This is a genomic window from Stappia sp., from assembly GCF_040110915.1.
Taxonomy (GTDB): domain Bacteria; phylum Pseudomonadota; class Alphaproteobacteria; order Rhizobiales; family Stappiaceae; genus Stappia.
In genome coordinates this window covers 3,285,168-3,299,819 of sequence record NZ_CP157793.1, presented here as the reverse complement: position 1 = coordinate 3,299,819, position 14,652 = coordinate 3,285,168, and the positions used below count along the sequence as shown (strand labels likewise).

Sequence of the window (14,652 nt, the reverse complement as noted above, 5' to 3'; positions counted from 1 at the left end):
CCCATTCCGGGCGGTCTTGTAGGGGGGAAGCCGGCGGGCGGGCCGTCTCAGGCCGCCTGGCGTAGCGAGAAGCCGCGCCCGTCGGCGCTGGAGACGAGCCCGAGCCGGTGCAGCGCGGCAAGCACGGCGGTGACGGCCGGCAGGCAGCGCCGGCCCTGCTTGAAGGAGGCGGCGATGGTGGCGGCGTCGAGGGGGCCGTCGGCCTCCATCAGGCGGGCGAGCACCGCCGGCGTCTGATCGCGCTCGGCGCGCGGGAAGGCGGGCTTGGGGCCGCGCGCGACGGCGACCGGCGCGACGCCCAGATCGGCCTCGATCTGCTCGGCCTTGTCGGCGTCGGAGCCGAAGCGCGGGATCTGATAGTCGGGGCGCAGCCAGCGCACATGACCGCGCGCTTCCTCGCGGGCCCGCTCCTTGTTGAGCGCGACGAGGCGGGCGAGGATCTCCTCTTCGCCCAAATCCGCCGGCCAGCCGTAGGCGGCGGCGACGGCCGCGTCGAGCCGCTCGTGCAACTCCTTGAGGATCAGCACCAGCCCGTCGTCGAGGATCGTCCGCTCCTTGTCGGAGAGGTCGCCGGCGGCGGCCCCGGCCTTCAGCCGCTCCAGCACGTTGTAGAGCCCGGTGAGCGTCAGGTGATCGTGGTCTTCGAGCACCTTCTTGCGATGCGCATCCAGCTCCTCGGCGATTGCGCCGATCTCCGCCCGCTGCTCCAAGGCCGCGTCGGGGAAGGGGAAGGGATCGAAGCAGCGGGATTTCGAGTAGCGCGGATCGTTGCCGACGCCGAGCCAGCCGCCAGCGCGCAAGGCCCAAAGCCCATGAATGCGCGACGAGAGAACGCCGAGGGCGAAGGGATCGTCGAGACCGATGGCGACCAGCATGTTGTCCGGCAGGATCTCCTGTCCAAGGAACTGGAACACCCGGTGCTTGGTCGTTTCCACGGTGGCGATGTAGCGGGGGAGATCGGCGAGGGCGGGACGAAGCTCGCTGCGGGGTTTGCCGAAGAGCCACCAATTCTGGGCGTAGGAGATCGCGTCCTTTGTCGGGGTTGCCGCATCGGCAACGTGCTTGTCGCGCGTCGCCTTCACCGTCACCTGCAAATGCTGATAGACCTCGGGAAACCGGTGACGCACCTCCTCCGCCGTGAGCCCGAAGAGATCGATCACCATGACGCCGCGCGGCCGGCCGGTGAGATCGCGGCCGTTGCGATAGGCGCGGATGTGATTCTCCAGCCCCGGCCGGCGCCCGAGACCGAGATGCGCGGCCTCTTGCGGCGTGACGATGAAGCCGGAGCCGTGGAGTGCCATGCCGCGGGACGACAGGCCCTCGTTGGCCTTGAGCTCCTGCACCGACGACACATCCACGCCGACCGTGAGGTCGGAATGGATGATCCCGCGCTTGTCGCGAAAGGCGATCACCGGGCTGTCGCTGTCGAGGCCGGCTTCCGCGACCACCTCGCGCAGCCGGCCCTCGTGGGTGCCGGCGCGCGCCACCGTCATGGCGATGCGCACCGCCGCGCTGTCGCGAGTGACCTTGGTCCAGGGGTGGTCGGGGATCGCCAGAACGAGCGACAGCGGCTTCTTGGCGGTGAGATGGCGCACCATCACCCGGCGCTGGAACACCTGGCTGATCGAGTTGGTCGTCACGAAGCCGAAGCGCTTCAGCCTTGTCCTGGGGCGCAAGAGGATCTCCGCCGCCCGGTCCCACCAGTACATGACGAAATCCGCGCTTTCGTTCATGTGCGGGTGGGCCGCCCAGAGCGCTTGCGCATAGGCCGAGCCCATGCGCGCGCGGATGTCCTTGCCGCCGACGAAGGGCGGATTGCCGACGATGTAGTCGGCCTTGGGCCAATCGGGCACGCGCGGGTCGGGCAGCACCTCCTTGCCGTCGACCACCCGCGGCAGCGGCTGGCCGTCCCAGGCGAGCACCGCGTCCATGCAGCGGATATTGTCGAACTTGCGCAGGATCGGCTCGGTCGGCGCGACGCCCCGGTTCTTGAAGTGCCATTGCAGATGGCCGATCCACAGCACCAGCTCGGCGATGGCGGCGGCGCGCGGGTTGACTTCCAGTCCCAGGAACTGATGCGGGTCGACCGCGTGCCGGTCGAGCGCCAGCGCCTCCTGCCCGCCGAGATCGACGAGCGTTTCCAGCACCTTGCCCTCGAGCTTCTTCATCAGCTCCAGCGAGACATAGAGAAAGTTGCCGGTGCCGCAGGCCGGGTCGAGCACCAGCGTCTCGCAGAGTTTCTCGTGAAAGGCCCGGGCGATGGCCACCGCGTCCCTGTCGCGCCCGTCGGCGCGCAGCCGCTCGATGGTGGCGAGGCTTTCGTCCCATTCGCCCTGCAACGGGTCGATCACGGTGGCGATGACGAGGCGTTCGACATAGGCGCGCGGGGTGTAATGCGCGCCGAGCTTGCGCCGCTCGCCCGGATCGAGCGCCTGCTCCAGAAAGGTGCCGAAGATCGCCGGCTCCACGTCCTTCCAGTCGTGGCTGGCGGCCGCGACGAGTTCGTCGATTTCCTCCCGCGCGAGCTTCAGCGCCCGGCGGTTGGCGAAGAACGCGCCGTTGAAGCGCTTGACCTTCTCGCGGATCGTGGCGGTGAAGCCGCCCTCGTCCATCGCCTTCCACAGATCCTCCATCATGCCGGGGAAGATCTCGGGCTTGTCGGCGCAGTCCTTCAGCAGTGTCTTGAAGCTGTCCCTGGGCAGAAGCTCGACATCCTCCGCGAACATCGTGAAGAGCACGCGCATGAGGAACATCGCGACCTCTTCCGCCGGATAGCCCTCGCGCTCCAGCGCCTGGCTCACCCGGGCGATGCGGCCCGCGATCTCGCGCGTCACCTTGGCGGCGTGGCGCGAGGGGTCGAGGTCCATCGGCGCGCGCCAGATCGCGGCGAGCCGCGCGCGCACTTGCGGGTCGCGCAGGTCCTCCAGATAGATGCGGAAGGAGCGGCGGTCGGGAAACTGGTCGTAGGCCTTCCCGTCGCGGCGGAAGTTGGCATAGACCTCGATGCAGTGGCCGACGTCGCAGACCAGCACGAAGGGCGGCGGCTCATGGCCCGCCGGCAGCAGGCGGACGTAGTTTTCCGCCTGCTTGTAGGCGTTGATCATCAGCGAGTCCCAGGCGCGGTCCGCGCCCGAGCGCCGGCCGCGCGGGGCGGCGTCGAGGCCGGGCGGGGGCGGCGCCTCGCCCATCTTCTTGTCGCCCGACCAGCGGCTCTGCTTGGCCTCCAGCACGAAACAGTCGCGCTTGTAGAGGTCGATGCGCTTGTGGGAGACCGTGCCGTCGCGCGCGGTTTCGCGCACCACGCGTTCGAAGACGTAGTCATTTTCGGCATGACTCGCGCCGGCGCCGTCGGGATGGGGTTCGCCCAGCACGTCGCACAGCTCGGTGAGGAAGAGGGCGTAATTGGCGCGCTCCTGGCCGCCTTCCCGACCCTGCCATTTGGCGATGAACGCTTCCACCTCGGATTGCATCCGGCCCCGACTCCCTCGCCTCAGTCCTGACGCTTTTCGCCCAAGACCGGCCGCCGTGCAAGCGCCGCGCGCGCCGTCAGCCGGCGCGTTGGATCGCGTGCGCCGTCAGTCGGCGCGTTGGATCGTGTGCGCCGTCAGCCGGCGCGGCGGGCGCGGGCGAGATCGCGGGTATAGTCGCCGAGCGCGGTGAGCGCGGCCAGCGCCGCGTCGGTGTCGCGGGCGGCGAGCGCGTCGGCCAGCGCCGCGTGCAGGTCGGCGATGCGGGTGCGGTCGCGCATGCGGTAGGTCAGCATGTTCATCAAGGGCTGCATCGCCTCGATGACCCCGGCCATCTGGAAGGACAGCACCGGGTTGTCGGCGGCCTCCACCAGCGCGCGGTGGAAGCGCACGTCGGAGGCGCAAAAGGCCTCGTCGGTCAGCGGGTCGTCGGTCAGGGCGTCGCCGCGCTGGGCGGCGGCCTCGGCGCGCAGAACCGCGAGATGATCGTCCGTGCGCCGTTCGGCGGCGAAGGGCACGCAGGCGGCTTCCAGCGCGAAGCGGGCCTCGATCGCCGCCTCGATGGGGATCTCGTTCATGCCGATCAGCAGCGTCGAGGTGGTGACCAGCGCGTCATGCGCCTCCGACCAGCTCAGCCGGTTGACGAAGGCGCCCCCCGTCGGCCCGCGCTGGGTGCGGATGAGATTTTGCGCCGCCAGCCGCTTCAAGGCCTCGCGCACGGTCGGGCGCGACACGCCGAAGCGCTCGGCCAGCTCCGTCTCGCTCGGCAGCCGCTCGTCCACCATCAGCCGGCCGTCGACGATGGCGTCGCGGATGGCGTCGGCGATCTGCTTGGACAGGCCCTCGCGGGTGATGCCGGAATACTCGATTGCCATGGGCTCTCCCTCGGCGCGCGAGCTTAGAGAGCTGATTGAGCGCGGTCAAATGTCAATCCAATAAATGTCAGACAAAATAATGTTTGACATTAACGGACCCGTTTTCGATGCTTCCGGCCGAAGAGGGGCGGGCCGATGGCGTGGCGGGATCGCGTGGCATCGCCGCTCCGGACAAACGTGCACCCAAGAGAGCGTGCACGAGGATCGGCAGGGCCGGGGGAAACGCGCATGGGAGACCGTGCTGGCAACGGCTTCGGGGACGCGGTGCTTGGCGCCGCTGGTGGAGCGATAACGACGGCGGGGGCGATGCGTGCGGGTCGGGCGCGGGCGTTTGCCTGGGTCTCCTTCTTCGCGCTGGTGCTCGCCGCCTGGGCGGTGCTGACGGCGATGGCCGCCGCCGTGCAGCTTCCGCCCGGAGCCGAGGTCTTCGGCGCCGACTACTGGCGCGCGCTGTGCACCGTGACGCCCGGGCTCGCGGGCCTGCCCGCCCTCGTCGCCATGTGGGGCGTCATGAGCCTTGCCATGATGGCGCCGACGGCGGTGCCGGCTCTCAGGACCTATCTCGATCTGGCGTCGGCGGGCGCTGGCGGGATCGCCGGCTTCCTCGCGCTTCTCGGCGGTTATCTGGCCGCCTGGCTCGGGTTTTCGGTCGTCGGCGCGGGGCTGCAACTGTGGTTTTCCGCGCAAGGGCTGCTGCGGCCCGACGGCGTGCTGCTGGCGCCCGGCCTCGCCGCGCTGCTGCTGCTGGGGGCCGGGCTCTATCAGCTGTCGCCGGCCAAGGCGGCCTGTCTCAGCCAGTGCCGGGCGCCGCTCACCTTCTTTCTGGGGCATTGGCGCGCGGGCGTCGCGGGTGCCGCGCGCATGGGGCTGCGGCTGGGGCTTGTCTGCGTCGGCTGCTGCTGGGCGCTGATGCTGCTCGCCTTCGTCGGCGGCACGATGAACCTCGCCTTCATGGGGCTCGCGACGCTGGTCATGGTGGTGGAAAAGCTGCCCGACATCGGCCGCTTCGTCACCCGGCCGCTGGCCGGGGCGCTGATCCTCGCGGCCGCGTGGCAGGGCGCGGCGGCCGCCGGCCTGATCTGAGTTCGGAACTGAAAAACGTCAAACCCAAAAGACAATCGGGGAAGGAAACGGCATGGCGAGTTGGGCCATCAAGGGGGAGTTGATCCTCAACTGCAATTGCACGGTGTTCTGCCCGTGCGTCGTGTCGCTCGGCAAGCATCCGCCGACGGAAGGCTATTGCCAGGCCTGGGCGGGCGTGCGCATCGACGCCGGTCACTATGAGGGGGAAGACCTGTCGGGCCTCAACGTCGGTCTCATTCTCGACATTCCGGGCCAGATGGCGCGCGGCAACTGGAAATGCGCCGCCTATATCGACGAGCGGGCGTCCGAGGCGGCCTACGACGGGCTGATCGAGATCTTCTCGGGCCGCGCGAGGGGCACCACGGGGCTGTTCAAGGTGCTGGTCTCGGAGTTCCTCGGCGCGGAGCGCGCGCCTGTCGACTTCGTGACCGAGGGCAAGACCCGGCGGCTGACGGTCGGCAAGGCGATCCAGGGTGCTGTCGCGCCAATCGAGGGGCCGGATCCGGATACCGACGTCATGGTCACCAACACCGGTTACTGGATGGGGCCGGATGTCACCGTCGCGACGGCCTCCAAGGGGCGGGTGCGCGCCTTCGGCCGGGTGTGGGACTTCGACGGCCGCAGCGCCGAGATTTGCCAGATCGACTGGGCCGGGCAAGGCTGAGGCGGAGCCGCGCGCGAAACAACCGCGCAAGACGACCACACGACAGGAGGGACGAGCATGAGCTTCAAGGCGCTGATCGTGGACAAGGACGACGAGGGCAAGACCTCGGCGGGCGTGCAGACGATCGACGAAAGCCGCTTGCCGGAGGGCGACGTGACGGTGGCGGTCGAGTATTCCACCGTGAACTACAAGGACGGGCTGTGCCTCGGGTCCGGCGGCGGGCTGGTCAAGACCTATCCGCATGTGCCGGGGATCGACTTCGCCGGCACGGTCGAGGCCTCCGACGATCCGCGCTACACGCCCGGCGACAAGGTGGTGCTCACCGGCTGGCGCGTCGGCGAGATCTGGTGGGGCGGCTATGCGCAGAAGGCGCGGGTCAAGGCCGACTGGCTTGTACCGCTGCCGGACGGGCTCACGACCCGCGACGCGATGGCCGTCGGCACGGCCGGCTTCACCGCGATGCTCGCGGTGATGGCGCTGGAGGATCACGGTCTCAAGCCGGGCGACGGTCCGGTGCTGGTGACCGGCGCGGCCGGCGGCGTGGGGTCGGTCGCGACCGCGATCCTGGCGCATCTCGGTCACGAGGTCGCCGCCGTCACCGGACGGCCGGAGACGGCGGACTATCTCACGGGCCTCGGCGCGAGCCGGATCGTGGCGCGCGAGGAGATCAACGAGACGGTGAAGCGCCCGCTGGAAGCCGAGACCTGGGCCGGCTGCGTCGACGCGGTGGGCGGGGCGATGCTCGCCCGCGTGCTGGGGCAGATGAAGTACGGCGCCTCGGTTGCCGCCGTCGGTCTGGCCGGCGGCGCGGGGCTGCCGGCGACCGTCGTTCCCTTCCTGCTGCGCGGGGTGAACCTGCTCGGCATCGATTCCGTCATGCGGCCCCATGACGACCGGCTGCGCGCCTGGGGACGGATCGCGCGGGATCTGCCGATGGACAAGCTCGCCGACATGATCCAGCCGGCGACGCTCGCCGACCTGCCGGAGCTCGGCCGCGCGATCCTCAAGGGCGGCGTGCGCGGGCGTGTCGTGGTCGACGTCAACGCGTAGGAGCCAGGCGGCGGGTCGGTGTCCGCGCACGACCGGCCCGGCCCGCTGCTTTTCTTTTGCCGGCATCTTCGCTACGACTGTTTCCCGCCGTAGAGGGACCGGGTCGCCGCGCCCTCCGGCAGGGGGAACGTGCCATGACCATGACCGCATCGTCGCTTTCGTCCGACAACCCGTTCCGCGTCAGCCGCGCGATGCGCGACGACGAGGCGCGGCGCTATGCCGACGACGGCTTCGTGCTCGTGTCCGGTGCCTTCGACCGCGCGGCACTTGCGACAATCGAGGCGGAGGTGGCCCGGCTCGAGGCCCTGCCCGAGCGCTCCGGACAGCATTGGGTCTACGGCGAGACGATCGCCGATCCCGACCCGCGCCGGATCGTCGCGCGGATGGAGAACCTCGCCGCGCATTCGCCGGTGTTCGACGCCCTCAACGCGGCGCTGCTCGACTATGCGGAGGTGGCGCTGGGCGAACCGGCGGTCCTGTTCAAGGAAAAGCTCAACTTCAAGCGCCCGGGCGGGGCCGGCTTCACGCCCCATCAGGACCAGCAGGCGGGCTGGTGGACCTATGCCAGCCGGTTCGTCTCGATCATGGTGTCGATCGACGCCGCGACGGTGGAAAACGGCTGCGTGGAATTCGCCGCCGGCCATCACCGGCGCGGCATGTTCCGCGAATGGGAGCCCTTGAGCGACGCGGACATGGCGGACATGACCTTCGTGCCGGTGGAAACCGAGCCCGGCGACGTGGTGCTGATCGACAGCTTCTGCCCGCATCGCTCGCAGACGAACCGCGCGTCGACGCAGCGGCGCCTGTACTTCGCCACCTACAACCCGGCGCGCGAAGGCGATCATCTCGCCCGCTATTATGCCGACAAGCATGCGAATTATCCTCCCGACGTGGACCGGGACGCGGCGCGCGACTACACGTTCCGCGTCTGACGACCGGCAGGGTGGCGGGTGCCGTGGCGTGCCGCCCGGCCCGGCGCGACCGGGACCCCGGTCCCATGCGATGACGATACCGGCCCACGCGATCACGATACAGGAAAGGCCCGACCTTGCTCCGCACTCCCGCTTCGACCCCGGCCGGCGACCGGCCGGCCAAGTTCACCCGTCTTCGCCAGCTCCTCACCCGTCCCGAGCTTGCCTTCCTGATGGAAGCGCACAGCGGGCTGTCGGCGCGCATCGTCGAGGAGGCCGGCTTCGAGGGGATCTGGGCGTCGGGCCTGTCGATGTCGGCGACGCTCGGCGTGCGCGACAACAACGAGCTGTCCTGGACCCAGGTGCTCGACATGCTGGAATACATGTCGGACGCCTCGTCCCTGCCGATCCTGGTCGACGGCGACACCGGCTACGGCAACTTCAACAATTTCCGCCGCTTCGTGCGGAAGCTGTGCGAGCGCGACGTCGCCGGCGTGTGCATCGAGGACAAGATCTTCCCCAAGACCAATTCGTTCCTGGGTGAGAACCAGCCGCTCGCCGACATCGACGAGTTCTGCGGGAAGATCAAGGCGGGCAAGGACACGCAGCTTCACCCCGACTTCACGATCATCGCCCGCATCGAGGCGCTGATCGCCGGGCGCGGCGTGGACGAGGCGCTGACCCGCGCCCACGCCTATGTCGAGGCCGGGGCGGATGCCATCGTCATCCACTCCAAGAAGAGCACGGCCGACGAGATCTTCGACTTCTGCCGCCAGTGGGACAACCGGGCGCCGGTGGTGCTTATTCCCACCAAGTATTACCGCACGCCGACCGAGCGCTTCCGCGAGATCGGCGCGTCGATGGTGATCTGGGCGAACCACAATCTGCGCAGCTCGATCCAGGCGATGCGCGACACCTGCGCCAGGCTCAAGGCGGAGGAGACGCTGCTGGAGGTCGAGGGCGCCGTCGCGCCGCTGGGCGACGTCTTCGCGCTCGCGGGCGCGGCCGAACTGGAAGAGGCGGAGAAGCGCTATCTCGCCGCCGAGACCCCGGCGCGCGCGGTGATCCTGGCGGCCACAAGGGGCGAGAGCCTCGGGGACCTCACCGCCGACAAGCCCAAGTGCATGCTGCCGGTGCGCGGCCAGTCGCTGCTGGAACGGCAGGTGGAGGCGATGACCCGCCAGGGTGTCGGCGACATTTCCGTCGTCGTCGGCTATCGCGCCGATGCGGTCGACGTGCCGGGCATCGCCAAGATCGACAATCCCGCGCATGACACGAGCGGCGAGGCGCGCTCGCTGTCGCTTGCACTCGCGGAAGGCGACGGCGACGTGATCGTCGCCTTCGGCGATATCCTCTACCGGCCGTTCTTCCTGTCGCTCTTCGACGATCGCGACGAGGACATCGTGATCCTGGTCGATCCTGCCCCCGACACGGACGGCGGCGAGACCGTGCGCGACGGCGTGGCCTGCAGCGCGCCCTTCCGCGACGAGATGGCGCTCGACAGCGCCGCGCCCGTGCTGGAACGTTTCGAGGCCGGTGGCCGGGACGGCGTCTGGGTCGGGCTCTTGCGGGCGAACGCGCGCGGCGCGGCGTTGATTCGCGCGGCGCTCGCCGCGCTGGAGGCCGAGGGCGCGCTCGATACCGCCGACATCGGCGCCGTGCTGACCCGCCTTGCCGAAGAGGGCACGCGGATCGGGGTGGTCTACGTGCGGGGCTACTGGCGCAACGTCAACGATCTGATGGATCTCGCCCAGGCGCGGGACGCGGTGTGAGGACGCGATGATCGAGGCTTCCGACTTTCTCGGCGCCGCCAAAAGCGCCGGCATCGACGTCTTCACCGGCGTGCCCTGCAGCTTTCTCACGCCCCTGATGAACGCGGCGATCTCCGATCCGCAGACCTCCTATGTCGGGGCGACCAGCGAGGGCGAGGCGGTGGCGATTGCCGCCGGAGCCTGGTTCGCCGGGCGCGAGACGGCGGTGATGTGCCAGAACTCCGGGCTCGGCAACGCCGTCAATCCGGTGACCTCGCTCAATCATCCCTTCGAGATCCCGACGCTCCTGATCACCACCTGGCGGGGCGAGCCGGGCGTCAAGGACGAGCCCCAGCACGCGCTGATGGGCGAGATCACGCCGCGCCTGCTCGACCTGATCGGCGCGATCCGCTTTCCCTTCCCCGACACGGCGGAAGCGGTCGGCCCGGCACTCGCCCGGGCGGTCGCGACCATGCGCGACACGGGCCGGGTCGCCGCCATGGTGCAGCCGAAGGGGGCAATCGCGCCGCAGCCGCTGGAAGAGTCCGAGGCGCGGCCCGCGCCGCGCGCGACCGTGCTGGACTTCACGCCGGACGCGGCACCCGAATCGCGGATGGACGTGATGGCGGCGCTGATCGCGGATCTGCCCGCGCGCGCCGGCGTGATCGCCACCACGGGCCACACCGGGCGCGAGCTGTTCACGCTGGAGGATCACGCCCGCAACCTCTATTGCGTCGGCTCCATGGGCGGGGCGAGCGCCATCGGCCTCGGCGCGGCGCTCAACAGCCGCCGGGAGATCGTGGTGCTCGACGGCGACGGCGCCGCACTCATGAAGCTCGGCAATTTCGCGACCATCGGCGCCGAGGCGCCGGCCAATCTGACGCATGTGCTGCTCGACAACGGCCAGCATCTGTCGACCGGCGGCCAGGCGACGGTCTCGCCGCATGTGGATTTCGCGGCCGTGGCGGCGGCGTGCGGCTATCGCTTCGCGGCGCGGGCGAGCGGCGTTCAGGCATCGCGTGCGGCGCTTGCCTCGGCGCTGGCGAGCCCGGGGCCGCGCTTCCTGCATCTGCGGGTCGCGCCGCAGGCGGTGTCCGGTCTCGGCCGGCCGACCGTTCCCCCGCGCGAGGTGGCGCGGCGGTTCCGCGGCTTCCTGACGGAGAGCGGGGCATGAGCGACAGTCCGATCCTGCTCACGCCGGGACCGCTGACCACCAGCGCCCGCGTGCGCCAGGCGATGCTGCGCGACTGGGGCTCGCGCGATCCGGCCTTCATCGCCCTGTCCGCCGGCGTCATGGACCGGCTGACGCGGATTGCCGGCGGCGACGGGCGTCATGTCTGCGTGCCGCTTCAGGGCAGCGGCACTTTCGCCATCGAGGCGATGCTCGCGACGCTCGTGCCGCGCGGCGCGCGGGTGCTCCTGCTGGTCAACGGCGCCTATGGCCGCCGCATGGCCGATATCTGCCGGCGGATCGCCCGCGACTGCGAGATCTACGAGGTCGGCGAGACCGAAACGCACGACCCGGCGGAGGTCACCCGGCGGCTGGAGGCCGATCCGCGTCTCGCCTTCGCGGCGATGGTCCATTGCGAAACGACATCGGGCCTGCTCAATCCGCTGGCCGAGATCGCCGCGGCGGTGCGCGCGGCCGGCCGGCATCTGCTGGTCGATTCCATGAGCGGCTTCGGCGCGCTGCCGATCGACATGGCGGCGCATGATCTCGCCGCCGTCGCGGCCTCTTCAAACAAGTGCCTGCAGGGCGTGCCCGGGCTTTCCTTCGTGGTCTGTCGCCGCGACCTTCTCGAGGCGGGGCGCGAGAACGCCGGCTCGGTCGTGCTCGACCTCGCCGCGCAGGCGCAGGGGCTTGAGGCGGACGGGCAATGGCGCTTCACGCCGCCGACCCATGTGGTCGCGGCACTTGCGGCCGCGCTGGACGAGCTGGACGAGGAGGGCGGCCCGCCGGCCCGGCTTGCCCGCTACGGTGAGAACTGCCGGCGCCTGACCCAGGGCATGGCCGATCTCGGCTTTTCGACCGCGCTGGACCCGGGCGTGCAGGCGCCGGTCATCGTCTCCTTTGTCGAGCCGGAGGCGCGCTGGTTCGACTTTCAGACCTTTTACGACGCCCTGCGGGCGCGGGGCTTCGCGATCTACGCGGGCAAGATGCGGGCGCTCGGCACGTTCCGCATCGGCGTGATCGGCGCCATCGACCCGCCGGTGATCGAGGCGTTCCTGGAGGCGGCCGACGGCGTTGTTACAGAAATGAAACAGAAATTGATCCGCTGACGCCCCGCGCCGCGACGCCCGCCGCACCGGCCCGTCCGGCGGGCGCGGCATCGCGATCCGGCGGTCTTCGCGCCGCGCCGGGCGGGCGGGCTGTCTCCAGGCGCGACGAGAAAAGTCCTTGAAAACCGACCCTCCACCGACCGGCGTCGCGCGTGTCTCCCGACCGGCACCGGCGGCATGCCGCCTGTGAGGCAGCTTCCGCCGGCCGGTGCGCGTTGCGCGCGTCGCATGTGGATGTGACCATTGCAACTTTGTGAAGCCGGGATCGCTTGTCCGGCTTACTCGACAGCCTGGGGACTTTCCGATACTTAGCGGGGTCTGCACACTGCGGAAGGCCGATCGCGCCGCGCCCGGGTTCCGCAACGGACCAAGGGCCGGCGCCCGCGACCTGTTCGGAGCCGATGGCACGAACACGGGGTCAGCGGTTGCGACGGATCTTGAGTCGATAGCCGGCTTCGGGAGCTTTCGTTTGCCTGCAGGCGGTTGCGCCGCACCGAGTTGACACGATCCGGATTGTCTCCGACAGTTCTCCGGATTTGGGGGTACACAAGAATGAAGCCTGACCGGCCGAGCTTTTCCGTGGTTGCCGAACGTCGATTTCGCCTTGCGGGAAAGGCGATCATCGAACAGCACAATCCCTACTTCCTGCCGGTCGACCAGCAGCGCGAGGCGTGCGAACGCCAGGGCATCCCCTTTGTCAGTTTTGCCCATTACGACTATCTGGGCCTCGGACAGCACCCGGATGTGATCGACCGCGCCCGCGCGGAACTTGAGCGCCTGGGTGCCGGCGTCGGCGCCTCCCGTCTGGTCGGCGGCGAGCGGGCCGGTCACCGCGCCTTCGAGACGGAGCTTGCGGAGTTTCTCGGCGTCGGCGACGTGATGACCCTGGTCAGCGGTTATCTGGTCAATGTCTCCCTGATCAATTTCCTGATGGGCCCGCGCGATCTGGTGCTCATCGACGAGCTGGCGCACAACTCCATTTTCGTTGGCGCCAAGAACGGGCGCTATGACCATCGCACCTTCGCCCATAACGACATGGACGATCTCCAGCGCCAGCTCGAGGAGCTGCGCGGGCAGTATCGCAACGTGCTGGTCGTGGTCGAGGGGCTCTATTCGATGGATGGCGACATCCCCGATCTGCCGCGTCTCGTCGAGCTCAAGGACGAGCACGATGCCTGGCTGCTGGTGGACGAGGCCCATTCCTACGGCGTGGTCGGCAAGACCGGTCGCGGGCTTTGCGAGCATTACGGCATCGATCCCAAGCGCATCGAACTGACCGTCGGCACGCTGTCCAAGTCCTTCGTCTCCTCCGGCGGCTTCGTCTGCGCCGAGAAGGGGGTGATCGACTGGTTTCGCTTCACGCTTCCCGGCTTCGTCTACAGCGTCGGTCTGTCGCCGGCGACGCTCGGCAGCGCGCACGGGGCCCTGGCGCATCTCAAGGCGCATCCCGAGCGGGTCACGCGGTTGCACGAGAATTCCGTCTACTTCCGCGACGCCGCGCAGGCGGCCGGGCTCGATACGGGGGCGGCGATCGGCTACGGCGTGGTGCCGATCCTCTTCGCCTCGCCCGAGCAGACGATGATCGCCTCGCAGGCGCTGCTGGAAAACGGGATCTATGCGCCCCCCATCGTCCAGATCGGGGTGCCGAAGGATCAGCCGCGCATCCGCTTCTTCATCTCCGCCGAGCACACCAGGGCCGAGATGGATCGGGCGGTGGAGATCGTCGCCGGGATCGTGACCGGAAACGACGACGCGAGAGCGCCACGCTCCGCGGCGGCCGGAGGCTGATCGCGCTGATCGTGCGCGGGGCCGGGTCGCGCGCCGGCGCGCAGGGCCGAGAGGTGATCGGAACGATGCGTCGCAAGCACGCACTGCGGAGAGCGGGACGGGGGGGAGCGAGACGGGCGGCGGGCCTGACCGCAGGTGTCGCCGCGCTCGCCGGTCTGCTGTGGACCGCACCGGCGGTCGCGCAGGAAGGCACCGAGATCCGCCACGCGCCACAGCAGAAGGCGGTCGGCTCGCAGGTCGAGATCGTCGACGAACTGCCGGTGATCCGCCCCGAGTTTCCGGTGCCGGACGAGCCGAACATGCTGTTCTATCTGCAGCGTTCGACCAATCCGAACACCATCGTCTATGCCGCGCAGTTTCGCGAGGACGGGCGGCTCGATCCGCGCGAGCCGGTCGTCGCCTACTGGCGGCGCTTCAACACCACCGGCGAGCGCAAGCCGCTGAAGATGATGGAAGATGCCTTCGCCTTCGGCGTGCGGGCGCAGGCCACCGGCGATCCGGACGTCTTCGACCTCTATGTGGTGTCCTACCCCGAGCGGAAAGCCACGGTGCGTCTGGTCGAGCCCGGCAGGGCGGAACTGGTCCTGCAGTCGGGCCGCCACGCAATGCGGCCGCTCTACGCCTATGTCGACGTGGACGAAAGCGGTCTGGTGCCGAGCGTGCGCAAGGTCGTGGTGCTCGGCCGCGACGCGGAGACCGGCAAGGCGCTGGTGGAACGCATCCAGATAGAGTAACCCTTCACCGCCGTCCCGAACCGGCCCCGCACGACCGCGCCGCGCGGCG

Annotated in this window: 11 protein-coding genes; 9 read left to right on the top strand and 2 right to left on the bottom strand. The window is 69.5% G+C overall.

Annotated elements, in window-relative coordinates; translation table 11 throughout:
• Nucleotides 1-47 precede the first annotated feature (47 nt).
• Nucleotides 48-3,470 (bottom strand): DNA methyltransferase, encoded by a 3,423-nt coding sequence (locus tag ABL312_RS14730; RefSeq protein ID WP_349358160.1) that lies wholly within the window; start codon nt 3,468-3,470, stop codon nt 48-50.
• 134 nt (nt 3,471-3,604) lie between these two features.
• The gene (locus ABL312_RS14725) at nt 3,605-4,342 is read right to left on the bottom strand and encodes an FCD domain-containing protein (protein ID WP_349358159.1); all 738 of its coding nucleotides are present in this window, start codon (nt 4,340-4,342) and stop codon (nt 3,605-3,607) included.
• A gap of 228 nt (nt 4,343-4,570) precedes the next feature.
• Here ABL312_RS14725 and ABL312_RS14720 point away from each other — a divergent pair, with 228 nt between their 5' ends.
• The 9 genes from ABL312_RS14720 to ABL312_RS14680 all read left to right on the top strand — a co-directional run bounded on the left by ABL312_RS14720 (nt 4,571) and on the right by ABL312_RS14680 (nt 14,603).
• Complete coding sequence (locus tag ABL312_RS14720; RefSeq protein WP_349358158.1) at nt 4,571-5,425, top strand: DUF2182 domain-containing protein; 855 nt, start codon at nt 4,571-4,573, stop codon at nt 5,423-5,425.
• A gap of 52 nt (nt 5,426-5,477) precedes the next feature.
• Entirely contained in the window at nt 5,478-6,089 is a 612-nt protein-coding gene (locus ABL312_RS14715; protein WP_349358157.1) for a DUF1326 domain-containing protein, read from the top strand.
• A 57-nt stretch (nt 6,090-6,146) separates the two neighbouring features.
• Nucleotides 6,147-7,139 (top strand): acryloyl-CoA reductase, encoded by a 993-nt coding sequence (gene acuI, locus ABL312_RS14710; protein ID WP_349358156.1) that lies wholly within the window; start codon nt 6,147-6,149, stop codon nt 7,137-7,139.
• A 134-nt stretch (nt 7,140-7,273) separates the two neighbouring features.
• Nucleotides 7,274-8,071 (top strand): phytanoyl-CoA dioxygenase family protein, encoded by a 798-nt coding sequence (locus ABL312_RS14705; protein ID WP_349358155.1) that lies wholly within the window; start codon nt 7,274-7,276, stop codon nt 8,069-8,071.
• A gap of 116 nt (nt 8,072-8,187) precedes the next feature.
• Nucleotides 8,188-9,822, top strand: a complete 1,635-nt coding sequence (aepX, locus tag ABL312_RS14700; protein ID WP_349358154.1) for a phosphoenolpyruvate mutase — start codon at nt 8,188-8,190, stop codon at nt 9,820-9,822.
• A 7-nt stretch (nt 9,823-9,829) separates the two neighbouring features.
• Nucleotides 9,830-10,975, top strand: coding sequence for a phosphonopyruvate decarboxylase (gene aepY / locus ABL312_RS14695; RefSeq protein WP_349358152.1), 1,146 nt, complete (start codon nt 9,830-9,832; stop codon nt 10,973-10,975).
• Nucleotides 10,972-12,081, top strand: a complete 1,110-nt coding sequence (locus tag ABL312_RS14690; protein WP_349358151.1) for a 2-aminoethylphosphonate--pyruvate transaminase — start codon at nt 10,972-10,974, stop codon at nt 12,079-12,081. The genes aepY and ABL312_RS14690 overlap by 4 nt, the downstream gene beginning before the upstream one ends.
• A gap of 552 nt (nt 12,082-12,633) precedes the next feature.
• Nucleotides 12,634-13,869 carry an aminotransferase class I/II-fold pyridoxal phosphate-dependent enzyme gene (locus tag ABL312_RS14685; protein WP_349358150.1) on the top strand — a complete coding sequence of 412 codons (1,236 nt, stop codon included), beginning with the start codon at nt 12,634-12,636 and terminating at the stop codon, nt 13,867-13,869.
• A gap of 65 nt (nt 13,870-13,934) precedes the next feature.
• The gene (locus ABL312_RS14680) at nt 13,935-14,603 is read left to right on the top strand and encodes a DUF4833 domain-containing protein (RefSeq protein ID WP_349358149.1); all 669 of its coding nucleotides are present in this window, start codon (nt 13,935-13,937) and stop codon (nt 14,601-14,603) included.
• Nucleotides 14,604-14,652: the final 49 nt, after the last annotated feature.